General features: G+C 43.1%; 25 protein-coding genes. 20 read left to right on the forward strand and 5 right to left on the reverse strand.

Features of this window, described 5'->3' with window-relative positions; genetic code table 11:
* Positions 1-8: 8 nt before the first annotated feature.
* The 7 genes from BCU12_RS14140 (at position 9) to BCU12_RS14170 (ending at position 5,917) form a co-directional block, all read left to right on the forward strand.
* Entirely contained in the window at positions 9-482 is a 474-nt protein-coding gene (locus BCU12_RS14140) for a DUF2947 domain-containing protein (protein ID WP_102404898.1), read from the forward strand.
* Positions 483-594: 112 nt separating this feature from the next.
* Entirely contained in the window at positions 595-1,578 is a 984-nt protein-coding gene (locus BCU12_RS14145) for a GGDEF domain-containing protein (protein ID WP_102404899.1), read from the forward strand.
* A 132-nt stretch (positions 1,579-1,710) separates the two neighbouring features.
* Positions 1,711-1,914, forward strand: coding sequence for a hypothetical protein (locus BCU12_RS14150; RefSeq protein WP_102404900.1), 204 nt, complete (start codon positions 1,711-1,713; stop codon positions 1,912-1,914).
* A 246-nt stretch (positions 1,915-2,160) separates the two neighbouring features.
* A complete protein-coding gene (ribA, locus tag BCU12_RS14155) occupies positions 2,161-2,757 on the forward strand; it encodes a GTP cyclohydrolase II (RefSeq protein ID WP_102404901.1) in 597 nt (198 codons plus the stop codon).
* Positions 2,758-2,878: 121 nt separating this feature from the next.
* Positions 2,879-4,447: a L,D-transpeptidase family protein gene (locus tag BCU12_RS14160; RefSeq protein ID WP_102404902.1), complete on the forward strand. Its 1,569-nt coding sequence runs from the start codon at positions 2,879-2,881 to the stop codon at positions 4,445-4,447.
* A gap of 177 nt (positions 4,448-4,624) precedes the next feature.
* Complete coding sequence (locus BCU12_RS14165; protein ID WP_102404924.1) at positions 4,625-5,167, forward strand: DUF882 domain-containing protein; 543 nt, start codon at positions 4,625-4,627, stop codon at positions 5,165-5,167.
* A 93-nt stretch (positions 5,168-5,260) separates the two neighbouring features.
* Positions 5,261-5,917: an MBL fold metallo-hydrolase gene (locus tag BCU12_RS14170; RefSeq protein ID WP_102404903.1), complete on the forward strand. Its 657-nt coding sequence runs from the start codon at positions 5,261-5,263 to the stop codon at positions 5,915-5,917.
* Positions 5,918-5,994: 77 nt separating this feature from the next.
* Here BCU12_RS14170 and BCU12_RS14175 read toward each other — a convergent pair whose 3' ends face one another.
* Positions 5,995-6,711, reverse strand: coding sequence for a DUF2982 domain-containing protein (locus BCU12_RS14175; protein ID WP_102404904.1), 717 nt, complete (start codon positions 6,709-6,711; stop codon positions 5,995-5,997).
* Between the two features lie 205 nt (positions 6,712-6,916).
* Between BCU12_RS14175 and BCU12_RS14180 the strand changes: the two genes are divergently transcribed.
* The 7 genes from BCU12_RS14180 (at position 6,917) to BCU12_RS14210 (ending at position 14,884) form a co-directional block, all read left to right on the forward strand.
* Positions 6,917-7,276, forward strand: coding sequence for a MarR family transcriptional regulator (locus tag BCU12_RS14180; RefSeq protein ID WP_102404905.1), 360 nt, complete (start codon positions 6,917-6,919; stop codon positions 7,274-7,276).
* Between the two features lie 424 nt (positions 7,277-7,700).
* Positions 7,701-8,795 (forward strand): TRAP transporter substrate-binding protein, encoded by a 1,095-nt coding sequence (locus BCU12_RS14185; RefSeq protein ID WP_102404906.1) that lies wholly within the window; start codon positions 7,701-7,703, stop codon positions 8,793-8,795.
* Positions 8,796-8,962: 167 nt separating this feature from the next.
* The gene (locus tag BCU12_RS14190; protein ID WP_102404907.1) at positions 8,963-9,502 is read left to right on the forward strand and encodes a TRAP transporter small permease subunit; all 540 of its coding nucleotides are present in this window, start codon (positions 8,963-8,965) and stop codon (positions 9,500-9,502) included.
* An 11-nt stretch (positions 9,503-9,513) separates the two neighbouring features.
* Positions 9,514-10,800, forward strand: a complete 1,287-nt coding sequence (locus tag BCU12_RS14195) for a TRAP transporter large permease subunit (protein ID WP_102404908.1) — start codon at positions 9,514-9,516, stop codon at positions 10,798-10,800.
* Between the two features lie 307 nt (positions 10,801-11,107).
* Positions 11,108-12,463 carry a cache domain-containing protein gene (locus BCU12_RS14200; RefSeq protein ID WP_102404909.1) on the forward strand — a complete coding sequence of 452 codons (1,356 nt, stop codon included), beginning with the start codon at positions 11,108-11,110 and terminating at the stop codon, positions 12,461-12,463.
* A complete protein-coding gene (locus BCU12_RS14205) occupies positions 12,456-13,094 on the forward strand; it encodes a response regulator transcription factor (protein WP_102404910.1) in 639 nt (212 codons plus the stop codon). The genes BCU12_RS14200 and BCU12_RS14205 overlap by 8 nt, the downstream gene beginning before the upstream one ends.
* A gap of 188 nt (positions 13,095-13,282) precedes the next feature.
* On the forward strand, positions 13,283-14,884 hold the full coding sequence (locus tag BCU12_RS14210; RefSeq protein WP_102404911.1) for a BCCT family transporter: 1,602 nt from the start codon (positions 13,283-13,285) through the stop codon (positions 14,882-14,884).
* Positions 14,885-14,970: 86 nt separating this feature from the next.
* Here the strand turns inward: BCU12_RS14210 and BCU12_RS14215 are convergent, their stop codons facing one another.
* Positions 14,971-15,678, reverse strand: coding sequence for a hypothetical protein (locus BCU12_RS14215; RefSeq protein WP_133153885.1), 708 nt, complete (start codon positions 15,676-15,678; stop codon positions 14,971-14,973).
* Complete coding sequence (locus BCU12_RS14220; protein ID WP_198599336.1) at positions 15,657-17,438, reverse strand: ABC transporter substrate-binding protein; 1,782 nt, start codon at positions 17,436-17,438, stop codon at positions 15,657-15,659. The genes BCU12_RS14215 and BCU12_RS14220 overlap by 22 nt, the downstream gene beginning before the upstream one ends.
* Positions 17,439-17,608: 170 nt before the next feature.
* Here BCU12_RS14220 and BCU12_RS14225 point away from each other — a divergent pair, with 170 nt between their 5' ends.
* From BCU12_RS14225 to BCU12_RS14245, 5 genes are all read left to right on the forward strand, one after another.
* Positions 17,609-17,827 carry a hypothetical protein gene (locus BCU12_RS14225; protein WP_102404913.1) on the forward strand — a complete coding sequence of 73 codons (219 nt, stop codon included), beginning with the start codon at positions 17,609-17,611 and terminating at the stop codon, positions 17,825-17,827.
* A 138-nt stretch (positions 17,828-17,965) separates the two neighbouring features.
* Positions 17,966-18,565, forward strand: coding sequence for a tRNA (pseudouridine(54)-N(1))-methyltransferase TrmY (trmY, locus tag BCU12_RS14230; RefSeq protein ID WP_102404914.1), 600 nt, complete (start codon positions 17,966-17,968; stop codon positions 18,563-18,565).
* A gap of 203 nt (positions 18,566-18,768) precedes the next feature.
* On the forward strand, positions 18,769-19,722 hold the full coding sequence (locus BCU12_RS14235) for an ABC transporter substrate-binding protein (RefSeq protein WP_198599337.1): 954 nt from the start codon (positions 18,769-18,771) through the stop codon (positions 19,720-19,722).
* On the forward strand, positions 19,722-21,077 hold the full coding sequence (locus BCU12_RS14240; protein WP_241909840.1) for a diguanylate cyclase: 1,356 nt from the start codon (positions 19,722-19,724) through the stop codon (positions 21,075-21,077). Before BCU12_RS14235 ends, BCU12_RS14240 begins: the two co-directional genes overlap by 1 nt.
* 90 nt (positions 21,078-21,167) lie before the next feature.
* Positions 21,168-22,181 carry an adenosine deaminase gene (locus tag BCU12_RS14245; RefSeq protein ID WP_102404916.1) on the forward strand — a complete coding sequence of 338 codons (1,014 nt, stop codon included), beginning with the start codon at positions 21,168-21,170 and terminating at the stop codon, positions 22,179-22,181.
* A gap of 58 nt (positions 22,182-22,239) precedes the next feature.
* Here BCU12_RS14245 and BCU12_RS14250 read toward each other — a convergent pair whose 3' ends face one another.
* Entirely contained in the window at positions 22,240-23,598 is a 1,359-nt protein-coding gene (locus tag BCU12_RS14250) for a DEAD/DEAH box helicase (RefSeq protein ID WP_102404917.1), read from the reverse strand.
* A gap of 344 nt (positions 23,599-23,942) precedes the next feature.
* Here BCU12_RS14250 and BCU12_RS14255 point away from each other — a divergent pair, with 344 nt between their 5' ends.
* Positions 23,943-24,833: an acyltransferase gene (locus BCU12_RS14255; protein WP_102404918.1), complete on the forward strand. Its 891-nt coding sequence runs from the start codon at positions 23,943-23,945 to the stop codon at positions 24,831-24,833.
* Positions 24,834-24,963: 130 nt separating this feature from the next.
* Here BCU12_RS14255 and BCU12_RS14260 read toward each other — a convergent pair.
* A partial coding sequence (locus BCU12_RS14260) for a cold-shock protein (protein WP_102404919.1) occupies positions 24,964-25,161 on the reverse strand: 198 nt, incomplete at its 5' end.

Consider the following 25,161-nt stretch of genomic DNA (forward strand, 5'->3'; position numbering starts at 1 on the left):
GAAAATGAATGTCGTATCTGCCTTTGGATGAATACCAAAGAAAATGGATTTTTACCCATCAGTCAATGCCTGTTCCTGAAGAGGACTTGGCTAAAATCAAGCCGATGGATGCTGCCAGAGCTTCTCAGCTTTGGAAAGAAAATATCAGTGCGCAAAGCCCAGATGCTGACCGGTTGAGTAAACAAGACTGGCCAAGTAAAGAGAGCAACTGGAGCGATGAATTCGATTGGATGGCGCCTTGGGAAGACGATGGCCAAGGGTTTCCAGAAGAAATTGCCGAATTGTTAGCGTGGCAAGATGATGTGACCGTTTATTTCTGTTATGAAAAATACAACATCTTAGAGACCAAGTGGTCAACGTTTAAGAAGCATTGGAAAAATTTCTTATTCTATGATGATGGACCAATACTGATTGCGCGTCGACGAAAAGAGGCGCTTTGGTTTAATTCCAAAGGCAAAGTGAAATTGGGCTCTCGAAATTAGTTAACCTGAAGATAACCCTTATTGAAAGCAGCGTATTTTACGCTGCTTTTTTTATTCACTACCCAAATCGACTGCCTATACTTAGCTATAAATTACTCACCACGGGTGAATCATGAGTGCCGAGCAGAAGATTCTCCAATCAGTTGTAGAGATAACCGAACAAACAAACTCCATCTCTTTGGCCCATTGTGTGATTGCCACACTGGCTGAAATGGTTCCGATTCAATATGTCCACCTATTTCATTATTCAGGGGATACCGCCCACTTAACGGCTGCTGTGAATCGAGAAACCAGTGTTGACGGTCAGGTTAACTACCATTGGTTACACGAAGACGACAGTAAGCTTCCTATAGGGTTTGACCACTCATTAACCTCAAGTCGAGTTGAAGCACTGGATGATGGTCAATTTCGGTGTGTCTTTCCGATAGAAATGGATGGTCACAGCTCGGCAAGGTTTATTGTCACCATGAAGAGCAATCCCAAAAATTACTTATTATTGATGGAAGGCTTTTGTCAAATCTATCGAAACTACCTCGCTGTTTTGCGCGAAAGTGAAAGAGATGAACTCACGGGGCTTTTCAATCGTAAAGTGCTCGACCAAAAGTTGAATCTTTGTTTTGAACGTATGGCAGAAGGCGATTTTGATGGTGAATATTCACCTAGGGTAGCGATTTTAGACATCGATAGATTCAAGAATATTAATGATACGTATGGTCACATGATTGGTGATGAGGTGCTGCTGATATTTGCTCAGCAGATGCAGCATTTTTTCCAACACGATGAGCAGTTGTTTCGCTTTGGGGGAGAAGAGTTTGTGGTTCTTTTCCCACGAGCAAAACAAAGTGACGCTGAAGATAGAATGGAAAGCTTCAGAAAATATATCGAGGCCTATCATTTCCCCCAGATCTCGAACGTCACATTCAGTGCTGGAATATGTTCAGTTAAAACCACATTCTTTGTATCAAACATATTAGACAAAGCAGATAAGGCTCTTTATTACGCAAAAGACAACGGAAGGAATCAGGTTTGCAGTTACCATCAGTTGGTCAATGACACGGATGACGGGGATGCGGATAGTGATGTTGAGTTGTTTTAACTTTTGACCTTTAGTCACACGTCAAGTGTATATGTGTGATAATAATTCCATAATTTGAGACTAAAAAAGACGCGGAAAGTGCATGTGTTATTCTTTTCAATATATTGATATCTCGATTGATTGAGTTGGTACATGCAAGGAAAAGCAGTAGAAAAACTAATTCTCAAGTTAAAAGAAGATTTTTATGTGAGACTAGGGCTCAGACCTGCAGATATCCCAATAAAATCGCCCACTGAGACCGATCCCAGCATATCCCTACTGACTGATGAAGAGTTACAACAACTCGAGTTGGCATGGGTAGAGTTATCTCTTTGGAAAAACAAACAAGATCGTTAGATACTGTCACTCGTTCTTTTTGACCATATAATCCTCAGCCGTTCTCCCTGTTTACCTCAATTTATATATTTTTTACTTTCCTTCGTTTTGTATAAACGCACGAACATTTGTCGTCTCAGCTTGAGTACTCTCTCATTTTCAATGAAACGTTGAAAAACTTCTAAACAATCCCCATAGTTAGACTCAATAGGAACATGGCAATCTGATGCTGTGGTTACTAAAGCAAACATTGAAGTGAGTAGTAATATGGCGGAAGTTCGTGCCCGAGTTGATCTTAAAGTTGGCTCACAAAGTAACATTGATGCAGAAATTTTATCTTTTCATGGTTTGGAAACAGAGAAAGAGCATGTTGCACTTGTCTTTAAGCATGCAGACAGCAAACGTGATGTTCCGTTAGTTCGCTTGCATTCAGAATGTCTTACTGGTGACGTGTTTTACTCTTCTCGTTGTGATTGCGGTGAGCAGTTAGAAGAAACCATCAATAAGATGGGAGAAGAAGGAGGGATTATCCTCTACTTGCGTCAAGAAGGACGCGGAATCGGCCTCTATAACAAGCTTGATGCGTATCGGTTACAAAGTGAAGGCATGAACACCTACGAAGCGAACAATCACTTGGGTTTTGGTGACGATCTTCGTGATTTCACTGAGGCCGCTCAAATGCTGAAAGCGTTGAACCTAACAAAAATTCGCTTGGTTACGAATAACCCTAAGAAAATTAAAGAGCTGAAAGAGAACGGTATCGAAGTTGTGGATGTCGTGAACACCTCCGCTCACGTTAAATCTGGCAATGAAAGTTATTTGCGAGCGAAAGTTTCTCACGGCAAACACAATTTAAAGCTCTAGTATTATTGAAGTAATTCAGAAAAAGCCTCAGGAGACTGGGGCTTTTTGCTTTCTGTTCCTCCTGCATGTGCTCATTTTTCTGCCATACTTTTAACTCATCTACGGAATGGAGAGTATAAGAATGCTTAAAAGAGTTCTGCTCGTATTATCACTGCTATTCGTATCACTCTCTGCGTATGGGTTGGATCGCTTTGTACAGTTAACATGGCTAGGAACGGATTCTTCTACTGTGCAGTTGATGCAGTACCCACAGCTACTCAATAGAATCTATGAAGAGAACGACGATCAGCTGATTTGGTTTGATATTGAACAGAGCCGACAACTAGAATTACAGTTGGAGATGATAGAAGAGGCAGGGTTTAGCCCCTTATTCTCTAACCAATTGACATATTTAAAGAAGTTTAGAGAAGAAAACCGTTGGTTTGAATATGATTTACTCGCAACGGATACATTGCTTCTCTATATGAGCTACGCTGAGCAAGCGGCCAGTGATGGTGAATCTTGGTTCTTCGATCAGCCGTTGGTATCGAAACTGCCTCCTCCTTCCGTTCGTTCCGTCAACGCCTTGCTCATCGCTGTTGAGCTTCATGATCTAGGTGATCTCATTGACAGCTATACGCCATCCAGTGCCGATTATCGTCAGATCATTGCTTCCTATGAGTCTTTCAAACAGCTAAAAGATGTCTCGATTCCAACCTACCACCAAAACGCAATAAAGAAATCAGGGGACAAGCTGTCTCATAGGAATGAATTGGTGAAACGACTCAGTGTGGTGAATATAGATACCTCAATGATTCGCACCGATGTGAATTGGTATGACGCTTCTCTTGTCGAACCTATTAAGGACTTTCAACGTATTCACGGGTTAAAACAAGACGGGATCATTGGTTCACAGACGTTGAAGTGGCTGAACATTTCTCCGGCTCAACGCTTGTCAATGTTAGCGCTTAATGCCGAGCGATCACGACTTTGGCCTGCGCAACGAGACACCATGATCTTGGTGAATGTGCCAAGTTTCAATATGAAATATTGGCATCTTGGTGAAGAAGTTTTCCAGTCAAAAGTGGTCGTTGGACGAACGTCTCGTAAAACGCCAGTGATGCATACTAAGCTAGACTCGCTGATTCTTAACCCTACGTGGAACGTGCCAAGAAAAATAATGGTTGAAGACATTCTTCCTCAAGTGAAGATAGACGAAGATTATCTAGCGAATAATAAAATTGAGATTATTGAACGGTGGAATACGTCAACAACCGTCAACCCCGAAGAGATTAATTGGTCAGAGGTGAATCCGAGAACTTTTCCTTATAAGATGCGTCAGCGCTCAGGGAACAGCAATGCGTTAGGTTTGTATAAATTTAACACCCCCAATCGACGTGCTATTTACTTGCATGACACGCCAAGTAAACATCTTTTTGCTAAAGATATCAGAGCCTTTAGCTCCGGTTGTGTCAGGGTAGAAAATGCCGATCAGTTTGCGAACACACTACTTGAAACTCAAGGGCTCGATATCGTTGATGAAGTGAATAATGACCATTCAACGACTCAATCGATTCCTTTGAAAAAGAGAATACCGGTTCATATCATTTATCAAACCGTGTGGGTGGAATCTGGGCAAATCCATTATCGTGACGATATTTACCTGTACGATACTTACAACAAAGCACCGCAATCTAGCGGCAAAGGTTAACCTTGACGCACTTTTAACATAACTATTATTAAAATAACTTTTCTATTCTGGTCAGACAGTAAGCACAAAATTCACACTGTTTGACCGGTTTTTGCACGATTTATGCATTTGAACTTCACATTCTAGTTAGGTAATGTCCAGTTTCGAAAGTTTGGACTCAGTGTGAAGGTTAGTGTTTTGGTTTTTTCTCGACGTCATTTTTTAAAAGTTGCTGGTGGCAGTATTGTTGTTGCTAGTGGGATCCCTTCAATTGCTCAGGCCTCATACCCAGATAAGCCTCGTCATTTAGTGATGAATAACCTACACACGGGCGAAAGCGTAGAATCCCGATATTTTAATGGTGTGGACTACAATGAGCGTGAACTGAGTCGTCTTGACCATTTATGTCGAGATTTCCGGCGTAATGAAGTGCATCCCATCGATCGCCGTTTGTTCGATCAAATATCGACGATTCAATCGCTGTTAGGAACGGATACTGAAGTTCAAATTATCTCTGGTTATCGTTCTCCTGTAACGAATGAAGCGCTACGAAGCAAATCCAATGGTGTCGCAAAGAAGAGTTTTCACATGTTAGGGCAGGCAATGGATTTCCGGTTGGATGGTGTTGATCTCAAACGAGTTCGTGAAGCTGCTATAAGTTTAAAAGCGGGTGGGGTGGGTTATTATCCTAGAAGTAATTTCCTTCATATAGATACGGGCCCAGTGCGGAGTTGGGCGTAGTCAGATATCCTTATTATCTCGTCGTAATAGCATTGAAAATCGGACTACCTAGTGTCATAGTTCACGCAGTTTGAATTTGATCTAGGTAGATATATGTCTTTGCAATTCCAAGTTGTTCCGGTTACTTCATTTGCTCAAAATTGCTCCATTGTTTGGTGTGACGAAACGATGGACGCCGTAGTGGTTGACCCTGGCGGCGATGTAAAGCAGCTCGTTCTTATGATTAAAGAGCTTGGTGTCAACGTCGTTCGTCTTGTATTGACCCATGGCCATTTAGATCATGTGGGTGGCACTGAGCCTTTAGCCAAAGAACTGGGTAACATTGAGATTGTAGGCCCTCATAAAGGTGATCAGTTTTGGCTAGATGGTCTTGAAAATCAGTGTCAGATGTTTGGTTTTGAACACACTCCTCCTTTCTTGCCAACAAAATGGTTAGAAGAAGGAGACACGGTGACAGTGGGTAACCAAACCTTAGATGTTATTCATACACCTGGGCATACGCCAGGTCACGTTATCCTATTTAGCGAGTCTGCAAGAGTGGCCTTTGTTGGTGATGTTCTTTTTGCTGGTGGGGTAGGACGCACCGACTTTCCTCAAGGGGATTTCAATACACTCATCGCTTCAATAAAAGAGAAGCTTTGGCCTCTAGGTAATGATGTCACTTTTGTTCCTGGTCATGGGCCGCTATCAACCTTCGGTAAAGAGCGAGTGTCGAACCCTTTCGTAGCCGATGAGATGCCGTTGTACTAAGTACATACAGAGTTATAGATTGTAGCGATGGTGTTGCGCCATCGCTTTTTTGTGTCGTCATTAAGCAAGTCGGTGTCTTATTTGTGTACAGATGTAGACAGAGATTCCAATTTGCTCTCAGGCTCTGCCGCGGCTAAATAGCGCCGAGTTAAACCAACGAAGCTGCCTTCATCTCTGTCTAGATCACTGGTAGAGATAAAAATATCATAATCATGAAATGTTCTTTGATAGCTCATTCTATTTGCTAGCATTGCCCTTAATCCGCTATAGCTTGCCCCTGATGTTGTCTTGTAGGTGTTTGAGTCGAGAACAACGTCTTCAAACTCTTTTGAACGATGATGTTTTTTATAGTTTTGGTGGCCAACGTAGAGTAAAGAGCGCTGGCTGAGTAATATGTCGGTTGCGACTCTTGGGCAAATGCTGTTTAGATAAGGCGTGTAGTCTTTTAGCTTTATGCCTATCCATGGTAGAGGTTGTTGAAAGCCATCACGATCCAACTGACAAAGTCCGATTCGTTCTATATTCGTCCATTTAACGACCCAGCCGCCACGATACAAATGCTGTTGGAAGTGGGTGGCGGTTAGGGTATATGAGACTTTTGCACGCTGCGCGATAATGTAACTTACTACGGACACGACAAGCACAACGAAGAGAATAAGCGTGGCAATTTCTACGCTATAAAAAGTATAGATGGCCGCTAAGAATATCAATACGGCCATGAAAAGGGCTGGCTTAAACGGGGATAAAAGTGCCCCTAAGTCGAAATTTGAAATTTGTAAACTAGGCATCTTGATTAGTAACTGTTGGCATATGTATAAATAATCAGGGTTAAATCGTGTCTCTGATTTCTTCTGTTTAAATTATAGTCATCATTGGGCTTTGAGCGCACTTTTGACGGTAAAAATAGCTAATCTCCTACAAATGGGGGTGATTTTTTGGTATAAATCGCGCTTCAAATTTTCACCACTGCATCGTAGCAGTGAAATGGAGAGATACTCGATGAGACTTGCTCATAAGCGTAAAGTGCAGATGAAATTGCAAAAGCACATTAAAGCGACAGTTGCGAATGTTAAAGCAGCACCAAAAGCGAAACCTGTGCCTAAAAAAGAACCAGTGGCAGAGAAAGCTGTAGCGGCTAAAACAGTGGACGTTGCATTAACTCCTAAGCAGCAACAAGTTTTAGACATCGTTGTTAGCAATGCCGAAGGTATTAACCCTAAAGGTATCGGCCTAGCCGCTGGTCAAGAAGAAGCGAAAGCGGCATCTTGGGCGACTGGTGCATTGAAAAAACTATTGGAAGAAAACCTAGTTGAAAAACAGCAGTTAGCAGGTAACAAAGTTATCTACAAATCAGTTTGATCTGCTGAGCTGTAAAGGTTTGAGCCTCGCATTGTGTGAGGCTTTTTTGTCTCTATTGTTTCTCTACATGTTCAGTTCAATCCAATCATTTCTCCTCCTTTTTCCAAATTTTTCCGATAACTCATGATGATTGCGCTCTGATGCATATGCTCACATCACAAATAGTGAACATTTATTTAACGAATCGATGCGAACACTTCGTACGTACAAATTGCTTTTAAGAAACTAGGTACGTCGATATATTCCTTATTACACGAAGCCTAATCAACTTTATCCTACGTACTTTTACCTAAGACTAAAGTTTTAGTCGGGCAGTGGGTGCGTTATTCAGTGCGTGTTCTCGCTGATTTATTTTTATGCTCTTTGGTCAATGATGGATAACGAAACAAGCCTATATGGCTACCATCACACAAAGGACGTAGATATGAGTCTTATCAGTTGCTCCCTAAAGAGAGTATTAAAAAACAGTACAGTGGTTGCGGCGGCATGCTTAGCAATGATGTCAACTTCAGTGACCGCTGCAGAGAAAGTGTATCGTTTAAAGCTAGCGGAAACTTGGGGTCCTAACTTCCCAGTATTCGGTGACGCAACCAAAAATATGGCAGCAATGGCAGAGAAGATGTCGAATGGACGTCTTCAAATCCGTATAGACTCTGCTAACAAGCATAAAGCGCCATTAGGCGTATTTGATATGGTGAAGTCTGGCCAATATGACATGGGCCACTCAGGTTCGTATTACTGGAAGGGTAAAGTGCCGAATACGCTTTACTTCACTTCAATGCCTTTTGGTATGACACCAGCAGAACAATACGCTTGGTTCTATCACGGTGGCGGTATGGAGTTAATGGAGCAGGTCTACTCTCCACATAACCTAATGTCATTCCCAGGTGGTAACACGGATATTCAAATGGGCGGTTGGTTCCAAAAGGAGATCAACTCAGTTGAAGATCTACAAGGCCTTAAAATGCGTATTCCAGGCTTCGCAGGTGAAATTCTTGCTGAGCTAGGGGCTAAACCGACAAACATTGCACCGGGTGAGCTATACACTTCTCTAGAGCGTCGTACTATCGATGCATTGGAGTGGGTTGGACCTTCTCTAGATTTACGTATGGGTTTCCACAAAATTGCACCTTACTACTACACAGGTTGGCATGAGCCTGGATCAGAACTTCAATTCTTGGTGAATAAGCGTAAGTGGGAAAGCTTGCCTGAAGATCTACAAGAAATTCTACGTGTCGCAATGCGTACAGCCGCTTACGATATGTACACTCAAGCGACGCATGAAAGTGGTAAGAACTGGGTTTCAATGAAAACAGAATACCCTGATGTTCAAGTGAAAGACTTCCCGCCAGAAGTGATGTCAGCACTAAAAGAAGCGAATGACCGCCTATTGGTTAAGCATGCTGAAAAAGACGACCTAGCGAAAGAAATTCAGAAATCTCAAGCCGATTACTTGAAACAAGTTCGCTCGTGGACAGACATTTCGCACAGAGCTTACTTAAACAGTAGCGCACAATAAAACCAATCTAATAATAAAAAATACTCGGCGGGTTACGGCTCGCCGAGAAGCCCAAGAAACCTATTTTTATCAACACATTATTTCTATAAAAGAATTATCCCCAATTTTGTTACGTGGTGTTTTATCACGATATCCACGTAGCAAGTTTAAGCCCCATGGAGTCGGGAATGAGAAGTCTTATTTATATCGAGCGATTGTTTAACCGGGTTGGAGACGCCCTAGGTTGGCTGTCCAGTATCCTGTTTATCCTATTGTTAGCGAACGTTGTGTACGATGTGGTCATGCGCTACGTATTCAATGATGTCTCTATCGCCTTTCAAGAAATGGAATGGCATCTATTTTCTGCCGTGTTCCTACTTGGTGTACCTTACGCAATCAAAGCGGGTGGTCATGTTCGAGTCGATATTTTTTATGAGCGGCTCTCTTATAAAATTCAAGCCATTATCGATATTCTAGGAACACTGGTGTTCCTTCTGCCTTTCTGTTTACTGGTGGCATGGTTTGGCGTCGACTTTGCGAAAGAAAGTTATTCGCTTGGTGAAACGTCAGGAGATCCTGGTGGTCTTCCTTATCGCTGGCTCATTAAGGCAATGATTCCATTGTCATTCTTTTTCATGGCGGTTGCGGGAATAGGGTTACTTCTTCACTCATTGAATAAGATTTTTAACCCACACCTAATGCAAGCCAATTCGCTGAATAACAAATAAAGGATATTGTCATGATCGGAATAGTAATGTTCTTTGTTGCGTTATTTGCGCTTTTACTCGGCTTCCCTGTCGCGTTTACTTTCGGTGGTATCGCACTGATATTTGGTGTTTGGGCGGAAGGTATTGAAATGTTTGCCTTCATGCCATATCGAATTCAATCGATAATGGAAAATACCGTTCTAATGGCGGTGCCTCTGTTTGTTTTCATGGGCTTAGTTCTGCAAAAAACGCGCTTGGCAGAGCAGCTTTTGGAATCAATGGGTCGCTTGTTTGGCGGAGTTAGGGGTGGTATTGCCATCTCTACTGTTTTAGTGGGGGCATTGCTTGCGGCTTCCACCGGGGTTGTTGGTGCGTCAGTGGTTGCAATGGGTTTAATTTCTTTGCCTGTAATGCTCAAGTACAACTACGACAAGGGGTTAGCCTGCGGAACGATTTGTGCGTCTGGTACGTTAGGGCAAATCATTCCTCCTTCCATCGTATTGATCTTATTGGGTGATGTACTCGGTGTTCCTGTTGGCGATCTCTTTGGTGCAGCTGTTGGCCCTGGGCTTATGCTAGTAGGCGCTTATGTTGTCTATATCCTTATCTATGCGAAGCTAAACCCAGAAGCGGCTCAACCGATTGAGCGTGATGATTCTATCAGTCGTAAAGAAGAAGTGATTACCGCGTTGAAAGCCGTAGTGCCTCCTTTGGCACTCATCATTGTTGTGCTAGGTTCAATCTTTGCGGGCGTCGCGACACCAACAGAATCAGCAGCCTTAGGTGGCGCTGGTGCAATCGTATTGGCACTGCTCTATGGTCAGTTTAGCTTTTCAATGGTTTATGATGCGGCTAAAGAGACGGTTAAAGTAACGGCAATGGTTTTCGCTATTTTGCTTGGTGCGACGGCGTTCTCTATGGCCTTTACCTACACAGGTGGTGACTATTTGGTCGAGGAGTGGATGCTTCAACTGCCTGGTGAGAAATGGGGTTTCCTCATCATTACCATGCTAGTGATTCTGATACTTGGATTCTTCATCGATTTCGTTGAGATCTGTTTTATCATTGTTCCAATTATCGCCCCGGTTGCTGAATTGATGGGCATCAACATGACTTGGTTTGCAATACTGGTTGCGATGAACTTACAAACCTCTTTCCTCACCCCTCCATTCGGCTTCAGCCTGTTCTACCTGAAGGGCGTTGCTCCAAAAGGAGTGACAACAATGGATATCTATCGAGGTGTGATGCCGTTTATCGCGATTCAGATAGCTATCTTGATGTCTCTGCTGTTGTTCCCTGGGTTTTACGGCATGTCGTAAAAAGAATCGAATCAAATCTGTCTAAATGGCTCCGATTGCGGAGCCATTTTTTTGTTCTTGTGTCCGCTTTTTTTGAGTGCATTCGTTGAGGCCTAGTAACCTTGATTGCTGAAAACGCACGTGTTCTTGGTAGCACGATGTAGAGCAGTGGTGATTGATACGGTAGTTTTTTGAGGGGGATTGAGAGAATGATCGTTCCCGCGATGTCCGTAGAGTGTGATCGCATAAATTTCATCAATGTTGATGAACTGTTACAGTAGACAGGCTTGTCCACGGAGAGACAAGTCTTTGTTGTTTTGGAGAACGGATGCCTCTAAAGGTTAAGCTCATATTACTGACTTTACTGCCGCTGTTATTAGTGACCGCGAGTATCAGTTGGATATCAATTTACCAATCGAAAAAGCTTGGTGAGCAAGAAGTTGAGATTTTCTATAACCGACTCATTTCGGCGAAAGAAAGTGCCCTAAAAGACAGTTTAGATTTGGCATTTGATGCCATCTATTATGTGTATAACGATCCAGACATGAGAGAAGCGGAAGCGAAAGCCGAAGTGAAAGCCATTCTGACTCGATTAAGTTACGGCTCAGACGGGTACTTTTTCGCTTACGATGAGAATGGCGTTAACCTTGTTCACCCTATTCAGCCTGAGCTTATTGGGCAAAATCTTCTTCATATTCAAGATAGCGATGGTGATTATTTGATTGAATCATTGCTATACCAAGCAAGGTCGGGTGGTGGATTCCATCAGTATCTGTGGGAAAAACCGTCAACGGGAGAAACTGTACCCAAACTGAGCTACGCGCAGTGGCTTGATAAATGGGATTGGATGATAGGGACAGGGCTCTACATTGAAGACATCACCAATGAAGTTGCGATTATGCAATCAGCCGTGACTGGAAATATAGAAACCACTTTCTTTTCTGTCATTGTGATATTGGCCGTGACCGTTGCTGTGATCATTGTTCTGACACTCGCCATCAATTTGCATGAACATCGCTTAGCCGACAAAAACCTCAAGGAACTGGTCTATCAAACCGTCATGTTTCAAGAGGATGAAAAAAAGCACCTTGCGCGCGAACTCCATGATGGAATCAATCAGCTGCTTGTATCAAGCAAATGCCACCTAGAGCTGCTAGGTCATAAATTGGAAGACGATTCACTTAAGGTGCACGTAGAGAAATCTCAACAATCTCTCATGTCAGCCATCAATGAAGTTCGTCATATCTCACACCAATTAAGGCCGAGTGCCCTTGATGATATTGGTTTAGAAGCGGCACTGTCGAGGTTGTTACAAGACTTTCAATCTCACTCTGGGGTAGAAATAGAAACGATTTTTGATACCCAAAAAGGGAAGCTCAAGTCAGAAGCTGCAACCACGCTATATCGTGTCACTCAAGAATCGCTAAACAACATTCAAAAACACGCAAACGCCACTAAGGTTACGGTGGTATTGCAACAGATGGGTAACATGCTTCAGTTGATGGTGCGCGATGATGGTGTTGGTTTTTCGGTGAGTGGGGCGCTTAAAAAACGGGGCATAGGATTGAGAAATATGCGTGATCGAGTGGAATTTATGGGTGGGGATTTTGAGTTAATGAGTGAACCAGGATTTGGGACTGAGATAACCGTGTTATTGCGATTGGATGGGTTAGTGTATGGATGATTTAATTAGTGTTGTAATTGTTGATGACCACCAAGTTGTCTTAGATGGATTCCTTGCTCGATTGGAGTTGGAAAGCGGTATTTCGGTTGTCGGTACGGCGAGTAATGGTGTGGAAGCCATAGAAAAAGTAAGGGAATTGAACCCCGACGTTATATTAATGGATGTGAGTATGCCACTGATGAATGGCATTGAAGCGACGCGTCTCATTAGAGAAGAAGACCCAGAAGCAAAAGTACTGATGCTCACCATGCATGATCATCGAGAATACATCATGAAAGTGATGCAAGCAGGAGCGGTTGGGTACATGCTCAAAGAGATAACGGCAGAGAAGATGGTTCAAGCAATAAAGACCGTAAATCAAGGCTCTACCTACTTTTGTGAGACAACAACTCAAACATTGTTCTCTCAAGAAGTCATTCCTTCTAACACTAAAGTTAGCCCCTTAAGTCGACGAGAAGAAGCCGTTCTTAAGCTAGTCGCACAGGGAAACAGCAGTAAAAAAGTTGCTTCATTATTGAGTATTAGCAGTCGTACTGTCGAAACGCATAGGCAAAATATTAAGCACAAATTGGGGCTTCACTCCACGGTTGAGTTAGCAAAATATGCCTATGAACAAGGGATTCTTGATTGAGATTTATGATCACTAATTTCATTGTAAATGTGATTTGTATCTTATTTCTGTTGGCTTTGGTGACCTTAGCTGTTACCCTTTTCCGCGAAAACTCATAAGTACATCGGTGTGATTTGTTTAGGCCACTAAGGAAATAGTGGTTTTTTTATCGCACAAATTTGGATGTACGCAGTAACTTGAGAGGGAAAATGACACAAGTTAAAGACAAATATAGTATCGAAAATACCGACTATACGGTTGGTCAAGATAACGTTCAAAAATGGGGATTTGATGTTCATACTCCCGTTTTTGTCATCAGTGCGGGGCTCATCCTTTTATTCCTTTTCGTTCTCCTCATTTTGGATCCTTCCACTGCCAAATCCTCCTTAGACAGCATCAAATGGGCCATTATTGATAAGTTTGATACGCTGTTCATGTGGTCTGCAAATATCTTTGTTGTTTTCTGTATTGGCCTGATTTTTACGCCTTTTGGTAAAATCCGCCTTGGTGGGCAAGACGCCCAACCTGAGCATTCGAACTTGTCTTGGATAGCGATGCTATTTTCAGCGGGTATCGGCATCGGCCTTATGTTTTATGGCGTTGCGGAGCCTGCGGCCTACTTTACCGACTGGTATGGCACGCCATTAGGTGTTGAGGCATACACTGAAGAAGCCGCTAAAGTCGCGCTTGGTACCAGCGTTTTCCACTGGGGAATCCACGGTTGGGCGATCTACGGCATCGTTGGTTTGTCATTGGCTCTTTTTGCGTTTAACAAAGGCCTGCCGTTATCGATGCGTTCTGTTTTCTACCCAATTCTCGGTGATCGTACTTGGGGAGTATTTGGCCATGTGATCGACATCATGGCTGTTTTGGCGACGCTGTTTGGTTTGGCCACATCTCTTGGTCTTGGCGCACAGCAGGTTACGAGCGGCATCAACCATGTATTCGGCACAACGGGCGGTTTAGGATTGCAAATGGGTGTGATCGTCTTCGTTACCATGTTTGCGATTTTATCGGTTGTTCGCGGTATTCATGGCGGGGTTAAGGTGCTGAGTAACCTGAACATGATCATCGCCTTTGGATTGCTTATCTTTGTAGCCCTATTGACTCTGACGGTTTCACTCTCTGCTATTCCTACTGCATTGATGGGCTATGTTGAGAATTTCATTCCACTTAGTAACCCACTTGGTCGTGAAGATGAATCTTGGATGCACGGTTGGACGGTATTCTACTGGGCGTGGTGGATCTCATGGTCACCATGTGTCGGTATGTTCATCGCGCGTGTTTCGAAAGGCAGAACAGTGAGAGAATTCCTAACGGCTGTGATTATCATTCCTACCATCATCACTCTGATTTGGATGGCCGTATTTGGTGGAGTAGCCATTGATCAAATTGCGAACAAAGTCGGCGAACTGGGTACGAACGGACTGACTGATATTTCATTAGCGCTTTATAGTACATACGACGCGCTGCCAATGACGAATGTCTTGTCGATCATTTCAGTTGTGTTGATCATGGTTTTCTTTATCACTTCTTCAGATTCAGCATCGCTGGTTATTGATAGCATTACATCAGGGGGCAAGGTTGATGCACCGGTTCCTCAGCGTGTTTTCTGGGCAATCATTGAGGGCTCAATTGCCGCGGTTTTACTGTGGGTTGGTGGCACTGAGGCGATACAGGCGCTTCAGGCAGGAACAATTTCAACTGCTCTGCCGTTTACCTTTATCTTGTTGGTGATGTGCGTGAGCCTAGTTCTTGGTTTGCGTTCAGAGCTGAGCAACGTTAAATACTCGGTAGCATCTGCAAACTAAGCGGAAGCTGTAGCGACATTCAGAAAGGAGCGCGATTGTGCTCCTTTTTTGTTTTTGTGCCATTCGTTTGGAAAGTTTTAGATGCGTTACTTCATCAGCGACATGCTAATTTCACCGTTGGAAAGCATTGTGTCGATTTCATTTTGTAGTTTGACGGCATTCTGAATCGGTATTTCTTTGTTACACGCTAAGTATTTAATTTCTGTAAGAAATACGAAAGGCGAGGGCGCTAAGCTGATCTCTAGTTCACTGGCGATTGTCGTTGCGGATCGTGTGTCAGAAAGCCAATAGTCAACGCCTTCTCGTCTAAGCATTTTTATTCCGTCTTCTAACTCTTTTGTGATCAGTAAGTTATAGCCTTGCGCTTCGAGTTGCTGGGTTAACGCATAGCCTTCGTAAGCCACTATTTTGTGGTGTACCGCGTCACGAATGGAAAAGAGATCTTGTGAGTGAGAACCTTCTTTTCCGTAGAGCGCGTATTGGCTAATGGCGACGGGCCCTATCCAAACAAAATCTGCCTCGATCAACTGTGACCTTGAAATTGGGAACGAACAGGTATTCAGGCGTTTTTTCGCTGATTTCAAAGCTCGGGCCTTGGGCGCGTAAAACATGTCGTAATCAATGTTGGCGCGGTGGAAGATCTCAGTAATCGTGTGATGAGTGATGCCACTGTTCGGGTTCCCTTCTTTATTGACTAAAGGAGGGGAAAAAAAGGTATTGAGCGTAAGAGGTTCTGCGTAGCTCACCGAGCTAATGCACAACAGTGCCATTATTAGCGTGCGTCGATGTTCCATTGCTTATAAACCTCAGAGAGTGGTAGGGTTTTTCCTTTTGGTTTTTCGACGAGCTCTTTCCAAGGTGCTCCTGGTGTGTTTAGCCATATCGTCGGGTCAGAGATCTTGTTCAGTTCCGGCGCACATTGTTTTAGTGATGAGTTAGACAAAGTTTGCATGTGTTGGTCAAATCGGCTGGCGAGTTTAAAAAGCGTTTCTTTCGCTGTTATGTCGCCATACAAGTATTCACCAATGTGCTGCCACCACATGGCGGCCATTGCGGAATAGTCTGGGATATTTAAACCAGAGGGCGTCCAGACATGTTTCGCATCGCTTTGATAAAACTCGACGAGCCCTCCCAATCGCTGCTCTAAGTCAGTGAACGCAGGAGACTGCACATCTGAATGTCTGATAGGTGTGAAGCCCTTAAGCAACTTGTCAAAAGACACCGTTTTAGCCACGGTAAATTGTGCGTAGAGCCAAGCTGCTTGAGTTTTTTCATTGGGAACTGAATGAAGAAATGTCCATGCGCCAGCATCTTGATAGCCTGATTTCATGCCGGCCTTCCAGTATTTTCCTCGTGGGGAAGGAGCCAGACGCCATAAAGGATTGCCGTTTTCATCAATGACTTTCGAGTTCTCATCTAACAGTGTTGGCACGAATGCGCTATACCAAAAAATTTGTTGTGCGACTTTGCCTTGGGCTAGCCATTGTGCCGCCGTTCTGAATGTTAATGTTTTCGCTTCTGGCGGCGCAAACTGCTCTAACCAAAATTTGTATTTCTCTAAGGCATAAATAGCGGCAGGGCTGTTTAGCGCACCGCCACGGCTGACACTCGCGCCGACGGGGTGACAGTTTTCCGCCCGTATTCCCCAATCGCCAACAGGAAGTCCACTCGGCAAACCTACGTCATTGACACCAGCCAAACTTAGCCAAGAATCAGAGATCCGCCATCCCAATGAAGGCTCGTATTTTCCATAATCGAAGTGGCCCCAGATCTGTTCACCATCAATTTCTCGAACATGATGAGTAAAAAAATCCGCAATATCTTCATAGGCTTGCCAGTTCTGAGGAACAGCAAGGTCATAACCATAAAGCTCGTAAAAATCATCTTTAAACTCTGGTTTAGAAAACCAGTCATGGCGATACCAATAGAGATTGGCAAATTGTTGAGCGGGCAGTTGATAAATAGTCCCTTGTGAATCTTTGGTGAACTCGATGCCGATGAAGTCGTCTAGATCCAGACTAGGGAGAGTAATGTCTTTCCAGTCTGTATTAATGAAGTCTGAAATTGGAATGACTTTGTTTGCTCTCGTATGAGTACCGATAAAATCACTGTCATTGATATAGCCGTCGTAGATATGTAAGCCTGAATTCAATTGAAGCTGTAGCCGTTTTACCAGGTCGTCCTCTCCCGCTATTTCATGGCTAATTTGTATCCCCGTTAATTGCGTGAATAACTTCGCAAGGTGCTGAGATTCGTATCGGTGGGTAGGAATGTCCTCGGAAATCACAGTAATTTTGAGGCCCTGATAAGGCAATGCTGCCCGACGAAACCACTCGAGTTCAGCGACACGTTCGCTTTTTGATAGCGTGGAATGTTCGAATTGCTGTGCGATAGCGTCTACATCAATGGCGGGATGTTGCTTGGCCGAACTCGAAGAAACGGAATACGCATTGAGTGAAAATAGAGATAAATTAGAAAGGATGATCAGCATCAACCCTTTGTTTTTCATGAGTTCAATAGAGTAAAGGCTTAACCGCACTATAGGTTGCTTCATTTTCTCAAAGGCTTCCATGAATTCCACTGATAGCTCTGAGTTTAGTACAGAATGACACCAAGTGTTGCATAGCGAATATTTACATTACTGACTTTATATACAGTATTTTCTTGTTTATTCCTGCTCATTATCTATACTGTTTATAAATACAGTGTTTATTGAGGTGAAATATGTTGTGGGAAACCTTAGAACGAGTGAATCGTTTACGACAAGAAGCTTTGAATAACCAAGCATTTGTTGAGTCAGCAAAAGAGCATGAGCAAGCGTTGCTCGATGAAGAAAGCCACTCGAGTGACATGAAACCCAGAAAGAAAATGAAGACGAAGTCTCTGGCGAAAGTGTATGAGCAGTCTGAATTTGGATTTAATCCATCGGGTATTGAACATTAGGTTTGAAGCTAGGCGATGGTTCGTAATGGTTTGGTACGCGCGAGGGTATGTTGATTATTCTCGGTATGGTATCCTCGCTTTCCAAAATATTACCGGGTAACGAGCGTTTGTTACCAGCCTAAGTGAAAGAGTACCAATATGAGAGCATTTGTTGTTCGAGCCCGCGCCGCTTCAACGGATAAAACTACTTTTCTAGCCTCAGTAGGAGAGGAAGCCCATACCGAAATCTTGGCTCATGTATTAATGAATGCCATTTTTACTGCTCAGTCACATCGTGACGATGTTGAAGTGTATCTGGTGATTGAAAGTACTCAGGATTTTTCGAGAACGGTGCGTTTTCAATCGAGTGAGCTACGTGATATTGGTGGATTTCATGAGGAAGCGTTGATCAACATGATAGCTCGCGCGTTGGGGGAGTCTGTTGGAATGGATAAAGAGCAAATCCGTGATGTTGACTCGGGAATAACGGTAGAAACCGTTAGCTTTGAGCGCCTAGTTCAGCGCTTGGCTGAAACTTACCAACTCTATTTGCTGGATAAAAAAGGTGATTCTGTGCGTGACATAGAGTTATCGCATGACGCTTGTTTTCTACTGACGGATCATATTCCAATGCCTAAAAAGTCTTGGAATAGCCTTAAGCGTCTGAATACTCAAAAAATAAGTCTCGGGCCTAAAATGTTGTTTGCTTCTCAGTGTATTGTATTGATTCAGAATGAGTTAGATATACAACTAGGCTGAGTATCCAGCCTTGATTTAACGTTTAAGCAGTATCGTTTTCGATGCTGCTTTTTTATGAATTGTGGATATTGAATAATTCACAAAATATATGAAACAACACGTTTTAGTTTGAACTATAGTTAATTTACCTCAGCAACATTGTGGGTATTAGTATAGTGAGATTGAAGACCAAAATTTGTTTCATAGCGGTAGTCTTTTCAGCGATGACATCTCTATTTTATTACATGTCAGATTCAAATGAGCCTTCATCGTTTGAACGGCAAAGTGTTGTGAAAATTGCCGTTTCTCAAACGCCATTGTCTTCCCCATTTATTGTTGCCAATCACCTTGGTTTGTTTAAAAAGGCAAACATCAACGTTGAATTAGTCCCTTGTAAGGGCGGTGTTGCATGCGCTCGGTCTTTATTCAACAACGAGGTGAGTTATGCGACGTCTTCTGAATCTGTCGTTATGTTTGAGAGCTTTAAACATGATGATATTTCACTTGTCAGCTGTTTTGTTGAATCGGGAAACAATATAAAGCTACTCGCATTAGCATCCAGCCAATTTAAATCGATCGATCAATTAATGGGAAAGAAAATAGGCATTGTTAAAGCCAGCGCGAGTGAGTTCTATTTCGATTCTTTGCTGATAGCGAACAATCTAAAATCGATGCCAGTCGAGCGTGTTTATATTGCGCCCGATAAACTTAACCAAGCACTGATATCAGGAGAAGTGAACGCCATTTCAGTGTGGGAACCGTACGGTTATCAGCTAAGCTCAACCGTCGGCGATGTGATAGATCTGAGCTTAGAGGGCATTTACCACCTAACATTTAATCTTGTCACCAGAAAATCATCAGACTCAGCGCACTTAGAACACTCTGTAGCGATTTTAATGGCTCTGGAAGAGTCGATTCAATGGATGAAAGAAAACCCCAAAAACGCCCAAAAAATAGTGGCTGATGCGCTTGATCTTCCCCAGTCACAGCTTGATTGGTCATGGCAAGATTACGCATTTCGTTTATCAATCGGAAATGCCCTCTTATCAAACTTGCAGTTGCAAGCTCGATGGGCGTTGGACTCAAATCTAGTCGAGGGAGGTATGCCTAACTACCGAAGTATTCTTGATTCACAAGCGTTGGAATATGTTCAACGAAACCCGTTGAGTATCAAATAATGAAGTCTATTCTGAGTAAGCTCAATTTACTGGTCATCATCTCAGTATTGCTGGTGGGTATTGTTTCGATGTCGCTTTGGAGTATTCGCGAAGATCAGCAAATTCATGATCAGCAGTTGGCTACCATTCTACAAATTCAGCAAGGAATCGATACGTTACGAAGCCAGTTATGGATATTTTTGCAGTATAAAGACAAGGCCAGTTTAGAAGAAGTGTATATGGCTCAACAGAGCTTAACGGAACAGTTAGGCGAGCAAACCAATTTTAAGCACTACATCGAGAACTTAGAGAAGATGAATTACAGCTTAGCGGTTTTGTTGCGACAAGAACGGGCTCTTGATGATTCAAAGTTACAATCTTTTCCTCATAGCGTCGTTACGGCTGATATGTCTGAATCTCGCTCTTTACTTCACTCTCGCTACAATATGATTGCTCAGAGTATGGGTGAAGAATTGTTTCATTTGCAGCAGGAAGTTCATGTTGGCAATCGAGCTCAGCAAGAGAAAGCGCTCGCCATGACCGCGTTAGTCTTACTCTTTTTCACACTTCTTGTAAGCTTTACGGCAATACTGATCTTTAAACAGTTTAAAGCTGGGCAGGATGTTATCAAGGAAGGGATACATAACTTATACAACGGCGACTTAGACACATTGATCTCTATCCCTAAACTCGCGGAAGAGTATGTCGTGCTAGTGACGTTCTTTAACAAAATGAAAGTGTCTCTACAAAACCATATTGTGACCAAGGATGAGCTTGAACGTGAAGTGAAATTAAAGACATCCACTCTCATGCATCAAACTGACCAGTTGCGTTATTTATCTGAACGCGATTCGTTGACCGGAGTGTTGAACCGACGAGCGTTCTATCATCAGTTGGACGTTGAAGCGCAAAAAGCACTGAGTTCAGGGACGCTCTTTGCGCTTTTGTTTATTGATTTGGATAAATTTAAAGCAATCAACGACAACAAGGGACACAATGTAGGCGATGAAGTGTTAGCCACATTTTCTTCCAGACTCAAAGACAATATGAGACCTACTGACGTTATCGGCCGGGTTGGCGGTGACGAGTTTGTAGTCTGTATCAATGGATTATCGGATGAAGCCAATATTGAGTCGAAGTTAGATTATATTCTCGACGTATTGGATAAGCCGATGGAGATCAAAGACGAATCAATACAGGTGTCTTGCAGTATCGGGGTTAGTTATTATCCAACTCAATCAGATAATGTGAAAGAGGTTCTGGAATTGGCCGATCAGGCGATGTACGAGGCGAAGAAGAAAAGTGGAAGTCGGTACTTCAGCCTGTTTAAAAAAATGCAATCTCAGGTCACGGAAGCGAAGTCGGATTGTCAATAATCACGCCAATGGAACATTGCGCTTTTCATCGTTTCATCCTATAGATCCTATACGCCATTACGTCATATAATCAACGGGTTAGGAGAAGTTATGGATCAAATCAAGTTTATTGAAGGGCTACCTAAAGTTGAGCTACATATGCATATTGAAGGCTCCTTAGAGCCTGAACTGATGTTTTCGCTCGCGAAGAGAAACAATGTTGAGTTGCCATACAATAGCCCTCAAGAAATCAAGACCGCATACGAGTTTGAAGACCTACAGTCGTTTTTGGACATCTATTATCAAGGCGCCAATGTTCTTATTTATGAACAAGACTTCTACGATCTCACCTGGGCTTACCTCCTTAAATGCAAACAAGATAATGTGATTCATACCGAAATATTCTTCGACCCTCAAACTCATACCGCTCGAGGCATTGAGTTTGATGTGGTAGTGAACGGTATAAACAGAGCGTTAAAGGAAGGCGAGAAAACGTTGGGGATTACGAGCAAAATGATCATGTGTTTCTTGCGTCACCTAGATGAGCAATCAGCGTTTGAGACGTTAGAGCAATCATTGCCGCATAAAGAGCATATTATTGCTGTTGGTCTCGACTCTTCTGAGTTAGGTCACCCACCAGAGAAATTTCATCGCGTTTTTCAGGCTGCAATAGAGCAGGGTTTCAAAGCGGTCGCTCATGCGGGAGAAGAAGGGCCTGCCAGCAATATAACCGATGCAATGAGTTTGCTTGGCATTTCAAGAATCGATCATGGTGTTCGCTGTGTGGAGGACGAGCATCTTGTTTCAACATTGGCGAAATCACGAATGCCGCTAACCGTATGCCCACTCTCAAACACGAAGCTAAAAGTGTTCGATTCTATGGAACAACACAATATTCTGATGTTATTGAAGCGGGGACTATGCGTGACTGTAAACTCAGATGATCCGGCTTACTTTGGTGGCTATATGAACGATAATTTCTTGGCTATTGCTCGCAGTTTACCTGTGACGCATCAGGATTTAGTGACGTTTTCGTTGAATGCAGTCGAAGCGAGCTTTGCTAGCGATTCACGAAAAGAAGAAATTAGAGTGAAGATTGAACACTATGTGAAGAATGGAATTTAAAAAACGGCGAGAGATCGCCGTTTTATTATGTTTACGAGGCTAGGAAAGAAGTCGTTAACTAGCTCGGTTTGTTACTCTGCTGAGGCTTTTTAAATTGACGACGCTTTGGCTTATTGGCTGCACCATCAGATTGGTTACCGCCGACGTGACGTTTGTTTTTGCCAGCAGGTTTGTGTCCGCGAGCGTTGTCACCTGAACGTTGACCATCGGCGTGGTTGGTTCTTGGCTTCTTCGGTTTCTTAGGCTTGATAGGGCGTGTATTTAGCCTTGATTCTGGCAACGTGTTTTGTGGTTTAAAGCCTTCAAGCTCGTGTCGTGTCAGCAATTGCTGAATCAGACGTTCGATACCAAAAAGATCAGCGGCTTCATCAGCGCACACCAATGAGATAGCTTTACCGGCTTCGCCAGCGCGTCCGGTACGCCCAATTCTATGAACATAATCCTCAGAGATGTTGGGTAAATCGAAGTTCACGACTTGAGGCAGTTGCGGAATATCAATACCGCGTGCAGCAATATCTGTAGCAACCAATACCCTAACTTCACCAGACTTGAAGTTGGCTAATGCCTTAGTTCTTGCGCCTTGGCTTTTGTTGCCATGAATAGGAGCAGATGTGATCCCTTGATCATTTAGGTAATGAGACAGCTTATTGGCACCATGTTTTGTGCGGCTGAACACCAATACCTGCTGCCAGTTGCCATCTTTAATCAGTTTCACCAGCATAGGTGCTTTCTGCTTTTTATCGGCAGGGTAAATGCACTGTTCAACCGTTCTTGCGGTTGAATTGGCTGGCGTGACAGAGATTTCAACTGGGTTGTTGACTAGGCCTTTCGCTAGCTCTTTTATCTCATCAGAGAACGTGGCTGAGAATAGAAGGTTCTGACGTTGCTTTGGCAGCACATTTAGGATCTTGCGAATATCGCGAATGAAACCCATGTCTAACATGCGGTCGGCTTCGTCAAGTACCAAGACTTCAAGTTGAGAGAACTTAACCGCCTTTTGATTGAAGAGGTCCAGTAGGCGCCCTGGTGTCGCGACAAGCACATCGCAGCCTTGGCGAAGTCTCATCATTTGTGGGTTGATCTTGACGCCACCGAATACAACCGACGAACTCAGTGGAAGATGCGCGCTGTATTTTGCAACATTCTCGTTGATTTGCGCCGCTAGTTCGCGCGTAGGCGTAAGGATAAGCGCGCGCACATTGTTGCTTTGAACTCTTGGTCCTTTAGTTAGGTTTTCCAAGATTGGGAGCGTGAACCCCGCAGTTTTACCTGTACCCGTTTGCGCTGCTGCCATCACGTCTTTGCCTTCAAGTACGGCTGGGATCGCCTTAGCTTGAATTGGAGACGGTGTATCATAGCCTTGTTCTTGAATAGCTTTTAAAATTGGAGCAGAAAGACCGAGTGAGGTAAAACCCATATATTTGATTCTCAATTAACAATGAAGGTAGCTGCAGCAGTCACTTGGGACAATTAAATGTTATCGATGGAAAAAGTTGTACGTTGCCCATCGGTGGAATGATTCCAAGGCATTTAACAATCGCAAAAATCGGAGATTTGCTTAGAGCGACAAAAAGTGCGCCATTCTGAGCCTTTTAGTGACGAACATCAACCGATATTTGTCGATCTCGCGAAACAAGTGGCTTAGTAAAATAGGCAGTTTACTGAGAAAGGTTTCTCACCAGATATCGAGATGACAAATTTGTTACGATATTAGATAGTTATTCGCTATAATGCCGCTTTTAGTCTCTAGAATCTCTTGTAATGTTAGAAAATCTCCGCCTTGTTCTGTTTGTATCATTAGTCATTGTTAATACCGCTTTTACTACCCTTGTCGTGAGTCTCTTAGCGTTAATAAAAGCCGTTTTGCCATTTAGAAGCGCCAAAGTTTTCTTCACCCGTTTATCAAATTGTCAGTTTTGGCTATGGGCGACGTTTAACCTATGGATGCTCAATACGAACAATAAAATAGAGTGGACGGTTGAAGGGCAAGAGCAGTTATCAAGAGACCAATGGTATTTGATGATGTCCAACCATATTAGCTGGGCTGATATCGTTATTGTCTCTTCTGTACTAAAAAATAAAATGCCAATGACGAAGTTCTTTTTAAAGCATGAACTTCTTTATGTACCGTTTGTGGGGTTGGCTTGTTGGTGTTTAGATATGCCGTTTATGAGGCGTCACTCAAGAGAGTTCTTAATCAAGCACCCAGAACGTAGAAATGATGATTTCAATGCCATTAATAAAGCTTGTGAGAAATTCAGCTTTGTCCCGACGACGTTAGTCAACTTCGTAGAAGGGACGCGTGTAAATAAAGAGAAGTTAGCGACCGCGAGAACACCTTATACGCATTTATTGAAGCCTAAGACGGGTGGTGTTGCATTCGCGCTCAATGCCATGGGGGATCTTCTTGACGGTATTGTGGATATCACTCTTGCCTACCCAGAAAATCAAGACACGCCTTTTACCGATCTCTTGAAAGGGCGTTTAACTCGAGTTGTTGTTCATGTAAAACTCCACCCAATGAATGAAGATGTGTCTGGTGATTATTTCAATGATAAGGCGTTTAAGCGTCGTTTCCACAAATGGTTAGATGACCAATGGAAACAAAAAGATGAATACCTAAAGACCGTTTACAAGAAGGATGAGCGCTAGAACTCAAGGCTGAAGCATAAGAAAGGGCAGTGATGGTTGAAGAAGCAAGAGCCACCGCTCCTGAAATGAGAAACAAAAAAAAGCAGGCCTAGGCCTGCTTTTTAATATTCTGTCTAAATCGACAAGCTAATTAAGCAACAACAACGTTTGCAGCTTGAGGACCTTTTTGACCGTCTTCTACTTCAAAAGACACTTTTTGGCCTTCTGCAAGAGTTTTGAAACCGTCAGAAACGATTGCACGGAAGTGAACGAATACGTCAGCACCGCCGTCATCTTGAGAAATAAAACCGAAACCTTTAGTTTCGTTGAACCATTTTACTGTACCAGT

It is taken from the genome of Vibrio sp. 10N.261.55.A7 (genome assembly GCF_002877365.1).
GTDB lineage: Bacteria > Pseudomonadota > Gammaproteobacteria > Enterobacterales > Vibrionaceae > Vibrio.

Coding starts and splice junctions, on each gene's coding strand:
- BCU12_RS14140 (WP_102404898.1), top strand. CDS start 9: ATGTCGTATCTGCCTTTGGATGAATACCAAAGAAAATGGATTTTTACC.
- BCU12_RS14145 (WP_102404899.1), top strand. CDS start 595: ATGAGTGCCGAGCAGAAGATTCTCCAATCAGTTGTAGAGATAACCGAA.
- BCU12_RS14150 (WP_102404900.1), top strand. CDS start 1,711: ATGCAAGGAAAAGCAGTAGAAAAACTAATTCTCAAGTTAAAAGAAGAT.
- ribA (WP_102404901.1), top strand. CDS start 2,161: ATGGCGGAAGTTCGTGCCCGAGTTGATCTTAAAGTTGGCTCACAAAGT.
- BCU12_RS14160 (WP_102404902.1), top strand. CDS start 2,879: ATGCTTAAAAGAGTTCTGCTCGTATTATCACTGCTATTCGTATCACTC.
- BCU12_RS14170 (WP_102404903.1), top strand. CDS start 5,261: ATGTCTTTGCAATTCCAAGTTGTTCCGGTTACTTCATTTGCTCAAAAT.
- BCU12_RS14180 (WP_102404905.1), top strand. CDS start 6,917: ATGAGACTTGCTCATAAGCGTAAAGTGCAGATGAAATTGCAAAAGCAC.
- BCU12_RS14185 (WP_102404906.1), top strand. CDS start 7,701: ATGAGTCTTATCAGTTGCTCCCTAAAGAGAGTATTAAAAAACAGTACA.
- BCU12_RS14190 (WP_102404907.1), top strand. CDS start 8,963: ATGAGAAGTCTTATTTATATCGAGCGATTGTTTAACCGGGTTGGAGAC.
- BCU12_RS14195 (WP_102404908.1), top strand. CDS start 9,514: ATGATCGGAATAGTAATGTTCTTTGTTGCGTTATTTGCGCTTTTACTC.
- BCU12_RS14200 (WP_102404909.1), top strand. CDS start 11,108: ATGCCTCTAAAGGTTAAGCTCATATTACTGACTTTACTGCCGCTGTTA.
- BCU12_RS14205 (WP_102404910.1), top strand. CDS start 12,456: ATGGATGATTTAATTAGTGTTGTAATTGTTGATGACCACCAAGTTGTC.
- BCU12_RS14210 (WP_102404911.1), top strand. CDS start 13,283: ATGACACAAGTTAAAGACAAATATAGTATCGAAAATACCGACTATACG.
- BCU12_RS14215 (WP_133153885.1), bottom strand. CDS start 15,678: ATGGAACATCGACGCACGCTAATAATGGCACTGTTGTGCATTAGCTCG.
- BCU12_RS14220 (WP_198599336.1), bottom strand. CDS start 17,438: ATGAAGCAACCTATAGTGCGGTTAAGCCTTTACTCTATTGAACTCATG.
- BCU12_RS14225 (WP_102404913.1), top strand. CDS start 17,609: ATGTTGTGGGAAACCTTAGAACGAGTGAATCGTTTACGACAAGAAGCT.
- trmY (WP_102404914.1), top strand. CDS start 17,966: ATGAGAGCATTTGTTGTTCGAGCCCGCGCCGCTTCAACGGATAAAACT.
- BCU12_RS14235 (WP_198599337.1), top strand. CDS start 18,769: ATGACATCTCTATTTTATTACATGTCAGATTCAAATGAGCCTTCATCG.
- BCU12_RS14240 (WP_241909840.1), top strand. CDS start 19,722: ATGAAGTCTATTCTGAGTAAGCTCAATTTACTGGTCATCATCTCAGTA.
- BCU12_RS14245 (WP_102404916.1), top strand. CDS start 21,168: ATGGATCAAATCAAGTTTATTGAAGGGCTACCTAAAGTTGAGCTACAT.
- BCU12_RS14250 (WP_102404917.1), bottom strand. CDS start 23,598: ATGGGTTTTACCTCACTCGGTCTTTCTGCTCCAATTTTAAAAGCTATT.
- BCU12_RS14255 (WP_102404918.1), top strand. CDS start 23,943: ATGTTAGAAAATCTCCGCCTTGTTCTGTTTGTATCATTAGTCATTGTT.